The following is a 12403-nucleotide window of genomic DNA, read 5'->3' on the forward strand; positions in this document are numbered from 1 at the left end:
GTGGCTACTTCCCCGCCGCGATCACCATGCTGACGCTGTCGTCGACGAGGCGCTCGGCACGCTCCCGGGACACGGCCCCGTCGATATAGGTGAAATTCCACGAGAGTTGACCCTGGCTGGTGGTCACCGAGGAGCCGAAGTAGCCGACCACCGAGATCCCGCCCACGAACTGCGCCCCGGAGAGCCGCCAGGCGCCGAGTTCGGCGGGGAACTCGAATCGCCCGATGTTGGACACGAAGAAGTTGAAGGGCCCGTGTTCCTCGAAGTGCCGGACGAAGGGCTCGCTGTCGGCGACGCCGGTCGGTCCCTGGGCGGCGAGCAGGCTGAACACCTCATACTGTTCGCCGAGCTTCTTGCGCGCGGCAATGTCGTCCTTGATGAACCGAGCCATCGACCAGAGGTCGTCGGGCTCGTAGCGCACCACTGAGTGCAGCGCCGACACGAAGCAGCCCACCTCGTCCTCGGACACCGCACGCCGAAGCTCGTCCCGGAGGGCGACCGGGGAGCCGACCGCGAACTGCGCGGGTGGCGCGGCTCCGGCGTCGCGGGCCACCGCACAGGCCATCGCCGCGGCCAGCACACCGTGCAACGTGGCACCTTCCCGCTTGCACGCGAGCGTGAGCCCTTCCAGCACGTCGCCTCCGAGGGACCGGTGCAGCATCCGCGTCCGGCGCTGGTCGAAGGGCACGAATCGCTCCGGCTCCAGCCGGCCCACGGCGTCCGTGGCCGCCGCGGTGTCTGCCCCGTCGGCCGCCCCCTCGTCGGACTGCGCGTGGGGCGCCACGCGAAAGCGCTCCGGGAAGAGGGCTTCGAACGGCTCCGGAACGGGTCCGCGCGCGACGGCGGTCCGGCCGGGCGCCGGCGGCGCGGCGGCGAGCCGTACCCACTGACGCAGCAGGGAGAGTGCGGTCGTCCCGTCCGCAATGCAGTGCGGGACGGTGAGGATGAGGTCGTGGCTCTGCTCCGGCCCGCTGACGAGGACGGCGCGAGCCAGGGGGCCGGACCTCCAGTCAAGGGAATCCGTCAGCTCGTGGCCGTCCACTTCACTCGCCCATCGCGAGTCCTCGGAGCCGGTCAGGTGCACCTCGCGCAGCGGAATCGGCAGGTCCGTCGGCACGAACCGCGGCCCGCCACCCGCCGGTTCCGGCGACGTGTCCGCTATGGCCATCCGCAGCTGCGGATGGCGGTCCTGCAGCGCGCCGAGTGCGGTGCGCAGCACCTCCGCCGAGAGCTCCCCCTCGATATGGACGCGGGCGCAGACGTTGAGCGTGGAGAGCTGATCGATGATCCAGTACCAGCGTTCCCCCGGGCTCAACTCGCGCGACGTGGCTACGCGCCCGCCGGTGTCATTTTCCGTCAGGGCGCTCGATGCATTCATGGCAGACACTCCCCATCACTCTTCGCACGTCCGATACCTGATCGGATGGTCGGAGGAGGCTAGCAACGGTTCATTGAATATCGATCGAGTAGCCGATGACCTATGTCATACAGGCGGTTGACCTGCGAATTGTGGTCGATGGTTAGTCGTTCCCAAGTGAACTCTGGTGGCATTTTCGTTCCGCGCTCAAGTCGGCCAGGATCCGACCTCAAGTCGGCCACGGTCCGGCCTCAAGTCAGCCAGGAGGAACGTCACCATGACCGACACGACGCTCAGTCAGACCTCTCTCCCGCTCTTTCCCATCGACCCGTTGGGCACCGATCGCCATGGTGAGGCAGCCCTGATGCGCGATCTCGGCCCGGTCGTCCGCGCCGTGCTTCCTGGTGGCGTCCGCATGTGGGTGGTCACCGACTACGCGCTGCTCGCCGAGCTCACCGCCGACCCGAGGGTGGGGCGGGACTGGCGCAACTGGGAGGCCCTGCGCCGTGGCGAGATCCCCGAGGACTGGCCGCTGCTCGGCATGATCCGGCTGAACAATCTGATGGCCCGTGACGGCGCGGAGCACCGGCGGCTGCGCCGCCCGCTGACCCGCTCCTTCACCCGGGCCCGGGTCGAGCGCATGGGACCGCGCATCGACGAGATCGTGGCCACGATGCTGGACGACCTGCCCCACCAGGCCGCGCCGGACGGCACGGTCGATCTGCGGCGGCACTACGCCTACCCGTTCCCCATGCAGGTGATATGCGAACTCATAGGCGTGCCCGAAGCGTGGTGGTCACGGTTCCGCGCGCTCATCGACACCGTCATACGCGCCGACACGACCGCCGAGCAGTTCCTCGCCGCTCAGCAGGAGCGGCACGAACTGTTCCAGCGCCTGTTCGCCATGCGACGCGCCGAGCCGGCGGACGACCTGACCAGTGCGCTGATCGCCGCCGGCAACGACGAGGCCGATGACGCGTTCACCGACGAAGAACTCGAAGACACACTGTGGACTCTCATCGGCGCCGGTCACGAAACCTCGATCAGCCTGATCGTCAACGCCACACGCGCCCTGCTGACCCACCCGGACCAGTTGGCGATGGTCCGCGGCGGCGACACCGCTGTCTGGAGCGAGGTCATCGAGGAGACCCTGCGCTGGGACTCCCCGGTGGGCAACTTCCCGGCCCGGTTTCCGACCGAGGACATCACGGTGGCCGGCGTCACCATCCCCAAGGGGGACGCCATCCTCGCTCCCTGGAGCGGCGTCAACCGTGACCCGCGACAGTACGGCGAGACCGCCGACCAGTTCGACATCACGCGTCCGGTCAAGCGGCACATGGCGTTCGGCAGCGGGCCGCACGTCTGCATCGGACCCGCCCTGGCCCGGTTCGAGGGGATGGCCGCGCTCCCCCCGCTGTTCGCCCGCTACCCCGAACTCCGGCTCGCCGTCGATCCCGCCGAACTGTCCGCGGTGCCGTCGATCTTCTCCAACTCCGTCACGGGCCTGCCCGTACACCTCGGCCCGGAGAAGCGCTGAAGCCCTTCCCCGGGCGGGACGTGCCCTAGGCTCGCCCGGGGGCAGCCGGCGGGATGTTGTGATTGAGCCGGAAGATGTTCTCCGGGTCGTAGGCGGCCTTGATCTCGGTGAGGCGTTGGTAGTCCTCGGGGTCGTACGCGGAGCGCACGTACTCGGTGTCCCGCCGCCCGTTCAGGAAGGTCAGGGCCCGGCCTCCGGTGCTCCAGGGTGCGATCGCCTCGAGGAGGCGCTCGTGCGCGGGCTGGATGTCGGTGATGTCGGCGCGTTCCAGCCGCGACACCACGTTCACCAAGTAGTGCGCGTCGCGGTTGCCGACCGCGTTCGCGACATCGGCCGGGCGGGTGAGCCGGCCGCCGAGGTGACGCAGCTCGACGACGTGCGGCACCGGCGCGTGCGGTCCGACCAGGTTCAGGAGGGCGCGGACCGCGTCGGCGTCGAGCTCGCCCAGCAGGGTGGTGGCCGACTCGAAGGTGCCTGGCACGGGCGGGTCGTTGTGGATCGTCCCGACCTCGCTGTACGGCAGTTCACGGACCGTGTCGTTGAAGGGGTTGAGTGCCCGCAGCGGCGCCACCAGGTCCTTGCCGGCGCTGAGGTCCTCCGCCGAGTAGGCGATGCGGACGTGGACGACATGGCGACCGCGCAGCGGCGGCGGGAGCACCGGCGCGTCGGGGAAGGAGATCACCGCGACCGAGGAGGTCATCTCATCGGGCATGCCGGCCGACCACTTCACGTACGTGTCAAGGACCTCGCGGGCCGACGCGAAGTCGAAGAACAGGCCACCGCCGTAGAGCGTCGGGACCGGCATGAGGTCGATCTCGATTCCGGTGACCACACCGAAGTTGTCCCGGCCGCCGCGTAGCGCCCAGAAGAGGTCCGGGTCCGACGTCGGCGTGACCTGCCGCAGCCGCCCGTCCGCCGTGACGACGTCGATGCTGCGCACGTGGTCGGCGGCGTATCCGTAACGCCGCGATAGCAGTCCGAGGCCGCCCCCGAGGGTGTACGACACCACGCCGACCCCCGGGGCCGAGCCCGCCAGCGGTGCAAGACCGGCCGACGCCGCTTCGTGGATCACCTGGTCCCAGCGCACCCCGGCCGCCACCCACGCGGTGCCCGCTTCCGCGTCCACGCGGACGCCGGTCATCCGGGACGTGTTGATGAGGACTCCGCCCTCGGCGGCGACGGCCGCCAGCGCGTGCCCGGTGCCCTGCACCGCCACCGGAAGCCCGTGGCGGTTGGCGAACTCCACCGCCTGCTGCACGTCAGCGGGGCCGACCGCGCCCACCAGGATCGCGGGCCGATGCGAACGGGCGGTCTGGTTCCCTGCGCGCTCCGCGTCGTACTGCTCGTCCTGCGGAGTCAGCACCGGCCCCATCACCCGCTTGCCTAAGGCTTCGAGGGCCTCGCCGTCGAAGCCGGTGGTCTTGCGGTTCTCCTCGCCCGAAGTGCTCATGACTCTTCCCTTCACAACCGGTGTCGCGCCGTGTCTCGCGGTCGAGTTTCCGATGCCGCTAGAGTTAGTCAAGCAACCGTACTACTTTTTAGTCAAGCCCCCTGACGACTTGGCTGTGCCAGAAAGGTGCGCCCGAGATGACCACGCGACCGGAGAAGCCGGGCGAGCGCCAGGTGCCGCTGCCCACGTTGCTCGCGCAGGCCAAGGACCTCACCATCGACCAACTCCACCGGCAGCTGCACGACGAGGGATTCGAGGGGGTCCGGTTCCGGCACGGCTCCGTCTTCCGGTTCATCGACCCGGAGGGCTCGCGGCTCACCGTGCTCGCCGAACGGTCCGGGTTCAGCAAGCAGGCCATCGCCGAAGTGGTCGACGAGCTCGAGCGGTTCGGCTACGTCGAGCGGACCGCGGACCCCCGCGATCGCCGGGCCAAACTCATCCGGCTGACCGAGCGGGGCCAGGCGGGCCAGCTCGCGGCCGCCCGGATCCTCGGGGACATGGAGCGGATGTGGGCCCGGCAGTTCGGCCAGGACGGGATCGACATGCTGCGGCGGATGCTGGAGGAGATCATCACGCGCCGGGACGAGTAGCGGCCGGCGTCGGCCCGTTCACAACCGACGCGCTGGAGCCCAAGTCCGCTTCAAGCCGATCGCAAGCGCGGTGGGCAAGGGTACGGAGGTGTCGAACTCCGAGCCGACTTCCCAGAAGGTGGACTCCACGGATATGCCAACGCTATGCAAACCGTCGGTGGATGTGCCGGAATACGTCATCACCATGGAAGAAACCCTGAAGTTCGCCGAGGAGACTCACCGCGGGAAGCCACAGCTGCCACTGGCGCTTCGGTTGATCAGGAACACGGGTGTGCAAAAACGGCACGTCGTGCAGCCGATCGAGAAGACGCTCCGCCATCCCGGCCTCGAGGAGCGCAACCGGATATTCGAGGTCGAATCCAAGAAGAGATGCCCGAAGGTCATCGAAGAGGCCCTGGCAAACGCCCAGCTGACCGCCCGGGACATCGACGCGATCATCTTCGTGTCCTGCACCGGGTTCCTGATGCCGTCGATGACGGCATGGCTGATCAACAACATGGGATTCCGCACCGACACCCGGCAGATACCCATCGCCCAGCTCGGCTGTGCCGCCGGCGGCGCCGCGATCAACCGGGCCCACGACTTCTGCACCGCCTACCCGCGGAGCAACGTCCTGATCGTCTCCTGCGAACTGTGCTCGCTGTGCTACCAGCCCGACGACGACGGTATCGGCTCGCTGCTGTCCGACGGGCTGTTCGGCGACGCGGTGGCGGCCGCCGTGGTGCGCGGGAGCGGCGGCACCGGGATCTCGCTGGAACGCAATGCCTCCTACATCATCCCGGGTACCGAGGACTGGATCTCCTACGCCGTGCGGTCCACCGGCTTCCACTTCCAGCTGGACCGCCGGGTGCCCGGGACGATGAAGCCACTCGCTCCGGTGCTGCGTGAACTCGCGATGAGCCATGGCTGGGACATCGCCGGCCTGGATTTCTACATCATCCACGCCGGCGGCCCGCGCATCCTCGCCGATCTGAGCACGTTCCTGGGTGTCGATCTCCAGATGTTCCGGCACAGCTGGGCGACGCTCACGGAATACGGGAACATCGCCAGCGCGGTCGTACTCGACGCGCTGCGCAGGCTGTTCGAGGAAGACACGATGACCCCGAACGCCACCGGTGTGATCGCAGGTTTCGGCCCCGGCATCACCGCCGAAATGGCCGTCGGCAGCTGGCGCGTTGAGGCGCCGGCGATCACCGCGGACCTACGCCGGCAGGCCGTGCCGGCATCCCTGTGAGGAGAAGGACAAGATGACGGGCAACCTGCCTTCCCCAAGCCGCATCCTGGAGATCGCCAGCGGCTACTGGGCCACCGGCATCCTCGGTGTGGCGACGGAACACTCGCTGTTCACGCTCATCCACGGCGGGCTGGACACCGCCGGCCAACTGGCCGCGAAGACCGGCATGGCCGAGCGCGGTGTGCAGTCCCTCCTCGACGGGCTCGTCGGCCTGGGGCTGCTCCAGACGCACGACGGCACCTACCGCAACACCCCGGAAGCCGAGCTGTACCTGGTCGAGGGGCAGCCCACCGACATCAGCGGCTTCGCGCAGCTCAAGCTGGCCGAGATGGACAAACTGGCGGGCCGGCTCGAGGTGTTCCGCGCCGGGGGCCCGCTGGCGGGCCCGATGGTGGAGGTGGCCGACAACCCCCACTGGGAGAAGGTCGTCACCGCCATCGCGGGCCTGTCGGTCAGCGCAGCACAGACCGCCGCCGACGTGCTGGGCCTGGCCGAGCGCGAGGAACTCTCGATCCTCGACGTGGGCGGCGGGTCGGGCATCTTCTCGTCCGTCTGGCTCCGGCTCAACCCCGCCGCCCGCGCGACGCAGCTCGACTGGGGACCCATCAACGCCATCGCCCGCCGGCTGCTCGCGCAGCACTCCCTGGCCGACCGGTTCACGTGCCTGGACGGCGACTTCCACACCGTCCCACTCGACACCGCCGCCTACGACGTGGCCCTGTACTCACACGTCGCCCACCAGGAAGGCCCCGAGGACAACGTGGCGGTCTTCGCCAAGCTCCGCGACGCCCTCAAACCCGGCGGCGCCCTCGTCGTCTGCGACTACGTCGTCGAGGACGACCGCAGCGGCCCCTCCTTCCCGCTCCTCTTCGCCTCGGAAATGCTGCTCAAGAGCAACAAAGGCGGAACATGGCGCCGCGCCGACTACGCCGCCTGGCTGGCCGAAGCCGGCTTCGAGAAGGTGTCCTTCCACCCCACCGCCTCCCCCGCCACGCTCGTCATCGCCCACTAGCCGGCCCCTGAGGACACCGTGGGTGCCGGCCGCGGTCAGAATCACGGGGGGCCGGGCAGTGCCGGGCAGGCCCGCGGCAGTCTGCCGAAGGGGTCGGTGAGGGCTGGGACGTTCATGCCCAGGTGCTCCTTCCTGCCCGCGCGGCACGGGCGATCCGCGGCGATTCGGCGGACCGGCACGACCGCGCCGCCCGGCACAACGAAGACCGGGCGAGCAGCGCGTCCGATCGCCTGCACCGACATCGCAGCCAGTGCGGTCGGCAGGCCGACGGCCCGGCCGATGCCACGGCACACGACGGCGGCCCCGAAGCCGAACCCGGCGGCGAGGACCCGAGCTGCGGGCCGGAGGGACCAGGGCTTGCGGCGCCGCTCTCGACGTCCCGGACGACACTGCGTGGCAAGGGTCTTCGTCATACGGTGCCGACGCAATCGCCGGGCGGCCGGAAAAAGCCGGCCGAACCTCCGGCGAACGGGAACCCCATCAGCCGCAATCCGCCACCGGGAGCGGCGACGAGCCTTCTCAGCCGGGGGATTTCGTCGCGGGTGAGCACCGTCATCGCATTCCCTCCCCAAAATGCGGCCGTGGCCACCGGAGCCATGAGACGTGTCCCGTACCGGGCGGACAGCGCACGCCACATGGCCCGCACGAGAGCGCATGGCTCGATCTCGACCCACCCACTGGCTCTATTCGGACTTTGCCAATCTGGAGAACGCCTGGAGAACACCTGGAGATCGCCCAACTGCCTTCCCAAAACGCCAAGTTCGGGTTGCAGGCCGCCGGGCATCCGGGTTAGATCTTCGGTATGTCATTGCGTTCATCTTTGCTGTCCTTGCGCATCATTGCCGCATTGCAGTCGATTCTGATGCTCGTCCAGGTCGCCTTGGCCGGAGGCTTTCTCGGCGGCCATTACGACATGCTGGCGATCCACGGAACACTCGGCCGTGTCATCACCGTGGTCGCCCTTCTGGTGGCCGTCGCCGCCTTCTTCGTACGCCGCTTCGGAGGGCCCAGATCGATTTTCCCCGCATCGGTCGTCATGGTCCTGGCGCTCGTGGGCCAGATAGCCCTCGGCCTCGGCCGCAGCGTCGCCGCCCACGTCGTGCTCGGCGTCATCCTCGTCTCCGCCGTCGCGGTGCTGTGCCAGCGCGTGATGACCACCCCGCTGCCCGCCGAGGCCCCGGCCGTCCCCGCCCCGGACGAGACCGTTCAGCCGGAGCCGGTCAAGTGAGGCGGCGCGCGCTCCTGGGCGCCGGCGGGGCGGTGCTCGGCGCCGGCGCCCTGACCGCGGCCGGCTGGCCGGTACTGAGCCGCTACGTGCGCGAGGGCCACCCCGGCAAGGTGCTGACCAGCCAGGCCGAACTGCCGGCCGCCTTCCGCACGCCCCTGCCGATCCCCCGGGTGCTGGAACCGGTGTCGACGAGCGGCACCACCGACCGTTACGAAATCACCCAGCAGCACGCCGAGTTGGAGATCCTGCCCGGACTGCGCACCAAGGCATGGACGTACGGCGGCACCTTCCCGGGGCCGACGATCGTCTCGCGCTCGGGACGCCGCACCGTGGTGCGCCACCGCAACGAACTCGACCGCCCCACCGTGGTCCACCTGCACGGCGGCCACACCCCGGCAGCCAGCGACGGCTACCCGACCTCCTTGATCCTGCCCGCCGACGGCTCCTACGACATGCGCCGCGCCCACCAGGACATGAGCGGCGGAGCGCACGGCATGTCCATGGACCACGGCGCGATGGACCTCACCGAGGGCACGCGCAGCTACACGTACCCCCTCGATCAGCGCGCCTCGACGCTCTGGTACCACGACCACCGCATGAGCTACACGGGCGTGGCCGTCTGGATGGGTCTCGCCGGATTCCACCTCGTGCACGACGACGAGGAGGAGCGGCTGCCGCTGCCCCGCGGCGACCGGGACATCCCGCTCATGATCGCGGACCGTTCGTTCGCCGCGGACGGGTCGTTCCAGTACCCCTGGGTGGACAGCAAGTTGCGCACTCCTGGAGTCACGGACGCCTACATGAACGGCGTGCTCGGTGACGTCATCCTGGTCAACGGCGCTCCCTGGCCGGTGCACGAGGTGGACCGGCTGCGCTACCGGCTGCGCTTCCTCAACGCCTCCAACGCCCGTCTGTACAAACTGGAGTTGGACCCGCAGCCCGAAGGCGGCGGCGGCTTCGTACAGATCGGCAGCGACGGCGGACTGCTGGATGCGCCCCGCCGCCACGACGCGCTGGAGATCGCCCCGGCCGAACGCTTCGATGTCGTGGTCGACTTCTCCCGCTACCGCCCGGGCACCAAAGTACGTCTGCTGAACCGCTTCGGGGACGGCTCGACGGCCCAGGTCATGCGCTTCGACGTCGGCTCGGGCTCCCCCCGTGACGACACGAGGGTGCCGCAGAAGCTGAGCGAGGTGCGCCGGCTCGACCCGAGCCGGGCCGCAGTCACCCGCGACTTCCACTTCCGCGGCTCCAGCGCGGGCTGGACGATCAACGGCAAGGAGTACGAGCCGGGACGCGCGCTGGCCCGCCCCAAGCTCGGCCAGGTGGAGATCTGGCGGTTCACCACGAACTTCCACCACCCCGTCCATCTGCACCTGGACCCCTTCCAGGTGGTGTCGCGCGACGGCCACGGCATCGGGGCGTTCGACCACGGCTGGAAGGACACCGTGGACCTGCGTCCGGCCGAGGCCGTCGAGGTGGTCACCCGGTTCACGGACTACCCCGGCGCCTTCATGATCCACTGCCACAACCTGGAACACGAGGACATGGCCATGATGGGCGACTTCATCACCGAGTAGCCCCACCCCCGCCACCGGCAGGCGGCCCCGGACATGTCCGGGGCCGCACAGGCACGCACTCCCGACGCGGCGGCCACCCTCCCGCGCGGCCCGAGCGCCCACCAGCGGATGCGGAGCACCACGTTGTCGGGTCTCTCGAGCAGGTCCATCGGTCGTTCGGCATCCGTCACGTCAGCCCTCACGCCCCGCCCCGGAGAACGCGCCGACATCCCTGATCCGGCCGGCCGTGCTTCCAGCTCGCGGTGATGCTTGCCGACGGCGGCGAGGCCGTTACGGATCTGGCCGTGCTGCGGGACCAGGCCGAGGTGTTCGGCCCGGTGCACGGCCGTCCACCGCCTCGCCGCACTACCCCGCCCCGTCGGCTGACCGGCGAATACCTGACCGCTCATGACCCGAAGGACCTTGGAGAACCCGACCACCGCGCCGGGCCTTCGCGATGCCCAGGCAACAGAATTGCCTCGCCCACTCCACAGTTGGTGGTCAGCGACGCCGCTTCGGTGCAACCGAAACGCCGAGGCCAACACGGTGCGGTTGGGCCGGTTTCTTCCTGTCGGGCTCAGTTGTCGGGCGCTGAGGAGTGTGGACCATGACCAGCTGTGGCTCGTCCTGGTCGCTCTTCACGGGCTCCGCCCCTGTCGATCTCACGCGCCCCGAGTTCGCGGGCGGTCTCTATGAACGCCCGTACATGCGGCGCGGGGGCGGACTCGGGCAGAACGAGCGCCCATTCGGTGAGTGGCGCATCATCGATCGGGACCAGCACCACTCCGGGGTAGTTGTAATAGCGGCGGACGTGGGCGTTGAGCGGGCAGACCACGCGCCCGGTGGCGACCAGTGCCAGGACCTCGTGGAAGGTCCTCGCCTGCGGGCCGCGGTGGACCAGGCGCCCGCCCGGCGTCCGCTCCGGGCACATCGCCCGGAACCACTCCCCGGGAGTACGCGTGCCGGGGTCCGGAACTGTCCGACCGGCCAGATCCTCAAGCGACACGCGAGCCCGTGACGCCAAATCGGAGCTCGTGGCCACAGCCAGGACCCGGCCCTCCGTCAGCACTGCGGGCCCGAGCCGGAGTCCGGGTTCGGGCACCGGGAGCCACATCAGTTGCGCCGCTACCTCGCCGGCCCGTATCAGGGCGAGCGGATCGCTGAAGTGGTACTCCACGAACTCCACACTGCACTGGGGGTGGCGGGCGCAGAACTCCTCGACCAGCCAGGCCAATTCGGAGGGGAGTGCGCCCATCGTCCCCAGCCGCACGGTCCCGGAGCAACCGCGGGCAGTCTCCGCCGCATGGGTCAGGGCTTTGCGGATCAACCCGTAGCCGGGGTGGAGATCGTCGCGCAGCCGCTGGCCCAAGGGCGTCAGTGTCACGGTGCGGGTGCTGCGGTCGAACAAGGCGCCGTCCAGGCGGCGTTCCTGCCGGCTGATGGACTGGCTGACGCGGGCCTGGGAGAGATGCAGCCGCTCCGCGGTCCGGCCGAAGTGCAGTTCCTCGGCGAGCGTCAGAAAGATTTCGATGTCCCGCAGCTCCACGGCTCCCCCATTTATCACTCCCGCTTATGGCTGCCTTGCGGAAATTGGTGTTGTTCCGGCCGAACAGCCTAAACGAGACTCGGCCCAGTCCCACTGGCCCACCGGCACCCGGCACCCGGCCGGGAACAGCGTCAGCCGTGCCTGTCCGCCCCTTTCTCCTGTCCGTATCGTCCGCCGCCGCGGACCGCACCACATAAAGGATCCTCGCCTTGGCACCTGATCCGACCACCGTTCACCCGCTGCCCGCGCACGACCGGGTGGTGTTCCTCAAACCGCTGGTAGCCTCGCCGAAGATCGTCGTCGGCGAGTACACCTACTACGACGACCCCGGCGGCGCGACGGAGTTCGAGCACCGCAACGTGCTTTACGCCTACGGGCCGGAGCGCCTGATCATCGGCAGGTACTGCGCGATCGCCACGGGAACCCGCTTCCTGATGGCCGGCGCGGAGCATCCGACGGCGGGTGTGTCCACCTTCCCGTTCACCATGTTCGGCGGCCGCTGGGCCGAGGAAACCCTGGACATCGTCACGGCCATGCCCAGCCGCGGGGACACGGTCATCGGCAATGACGTCTGGTTCGGCCACCAGGCGACCGTCATGCCGGGCGTGCACATCGGTGACGGCGCCATCATCGCGGCCGGAGCCCTGATCACCGCCGACGTCCCTCCCTACACCGTCGTCGGTGGCAACCCGGCCAGGCCGATCCGGCAGCGGTTCACCGACGACGACGTCGAGCGACTCCTCCGCGCAGCATGGTGGGACTGGCCTACCGACCTGGTCACCGAACACGCCCGCACTATCATGGCCGGAACTCCCGCGGACATCGCACGCATCGCCGCCGAGCACGGTCTGGAGAAACCCCTGTGACCCAGGTGTCCATCGACGAGCACG

The 12403-nt window shown here is 69.3% G+C and carries 12 protein-coding genes; 7 read left to right on the plus strand and 5 right to left on the minus strand.

Annotated features, from left to right (window positions below; translation table 11 throughout):
• Positions 1 to 4 precede the first annotated feature (4 nt).
• The gene (locus tag OG698_RS48610; RefSeq protein WP_331729537.1) at positions 5 to 1378 is read right to left on the minus strand and encodes a condensation domain-containing protein; all 1374 of its coding nucleotides are present in this window, start codon (positions 1376 to 1378) and stop codon (positions 5 to 7) included.
• Positions 1379 to 1634: 256 nt separating this feature from the next.
• Here OG698_RS48610 and OG698_RS48615 point away from each other — a divergent pair, with 256 nt between their 5' ends.
• On the plus strand, positions 1635 to 2894 hold the full coding sequence (locus tag OG698_RS48615; RefSeq protein ID WP_331729538.1) for a cytochrome P450: 1260 nt from the start codon (positions 1635 to 1637) through the stop codon (positions 2892 to 2894).
• Positions 2895 to 2919: 25 nt separating this feature from the next.
• Here the strand turns inward: OG698_RS48615 and OG698_RS48620 are convergent, their stop codons facing one another.
• Positions 2920 to 4344: an FAD-binding oxidoreductase gene (locus OG698_RS48620; protein WP_331729539.1), complete on the minus strand. Its 1425-nt coding sequence runs from the start codon at positions 4342 to 4344 to the stop codon at positions 2920 to 2922.
• Between the two features lie 137 nt (positions 4345 to 4481).
• Here OG698_RS48620 and OG698_RS48625 point away from each other — a divergent pair, with 137 nt between their 5' ends.
• The 3 genes from OG698_RS48625 to OG698_RS48635 all read left to right on the plus strand — a co-directional run bounded on the left by OG698_RS48625 (position 4482) and on the right by OG698_RS48635 (position 7180).
• Positions 4482 to 4934 carry a MarR family transcriptional regulator gene (locus OG698_RS48625; protein WP_331729540.1) on the plus strand — a complete coding sequence of 151 codons (453 nt, stop codon included), beginning with the start codon at positions 4482 to 4484 and terminating at the stop codon, positions 4932 to 4934.
• Positions 4935 to 5118: 184 nt separating this feature from the next.
• Positions 5119 to 6168, plus strand: coding sequence for a type III polyketide synthase (locus tag OG698_RS48630; RefSeq protein WP_406111915.1), 1050 nt, complete (start codon positions 5119 to 5121; stop codon positions 6166 to 6168).
• Positions 6169 to 6181: 13 nt separating this feature from the next.
• Complete coding sequence (locus tag OG698_RS48635; RefSeq protein ID WP_331729543.1) at positions 6182 to 7180, plus strand: methyltransferase; 999 nt, start codon at positions 6182 to 6184, stop codon at positions 7178 to 7180.
• 41 nt (positions 7181 to 7221) lie between these two features.
• On the opposite strand, the gene OG698_RS48640 is transcribed toward OG698_RS48635, so the two are convergent.
• Together OG698_RS48640 and OG698_RS48645 are read right to left on the minus strand one after the other, a co-directional pair.
• Positions 7222 to 7593 carry a hypothetical protein gene (locus OG698_RS48640; RefSeq protein WP_331729544.1) on the minus strand — a complete coding sequence of 124 codons (372 nt, stop codon included), beginning with the start codon at positions 7591 to 7593 and terminating at the stop codon, positions 7222 to 7224.
• Entirely contained in the window at positions 7590 to 7736 is a 147-nt protein-coding gene (locus OG698_RS48645; protein WP_331729546.1) for a hypothetical protein, read from the minus strand. Before OG698_RS48645 ends, OG698_RS48640 begins: the two co-directional genes overlap by 4 nt.
• 291 nt (positions 7737 to 8027) lie before the next feature.
• Here OG698_RS48645 and OG698_RS48650 point away from each other — a divergent pair, with 291 nt between their 5' ends.
• On the plus strand, positions 8028 to 8408 hold the full coding sequence (locus OG698_RS48650; protein ID WP_406111918.1) for a hypothetical protein: 381 nt from the start codon (positions 8028 to 8030) through the stop codon (positions 8406 to 8408).
• A complete protein-coding gene (locus OG698_RS48655) occupies positions 8405 to 9988 on the plus strand; it encodes a multicopper oxidase family protein (protein WP_406111920.1) in 1584 nt (527 codons plus the stop codon). Before OG698_RS48650 ends, OG698_RS48655 begins: the two co-directional genes overlap by 4 nt.
• A 556-nt stretch (positions 9989 to 10544) precedes the next feature.
• Here the strand turns inward: OG698_RS48655 and OG698_RS48660 are convergent.
• The gene (locus OG698_RS48660; protein ID WP_406111922.1) at positions 10545 to 11513 is read right to left on the minus strand and encodes a LysR family transcriptional regulator; all 969 of its coding nucleotides are present in this window, start codon (positions 11511 to 11513) and stop codon (positions 10545 to 10547) included.
• A 209-nt stretch (positions 11514 to 11722) separates the two neighbouring features.
• Here OG698_RS48660 and OG698_RS48665 point away from each other — a divergent pair, with 209 nt between their 5' ends.
• The gene (locus OG698_RS48665; RefSeq protein WP_331729550.1) at positions 11723 to 12379 is read left to right on the plus strand and encodes a CatB-related O-acetyltransferase; all 657 of its coding nucleotides are present in this window, start codon (positions 11723 to 11725) and stop codon (positions 12377 to 12379) included.
• Positions 12380 to 12403: the final 24 nt, after the last annotated feature.

It is taken from the genome of Streptomyces sp. NBC_01003 (assembly GCF_045162695.1).
Classification (GTDB): domain Bacteria; phylum Actinomycetota; class Actinomycetes; order Streptomycetales; family Streptomycetaceae; genus Streptomyces.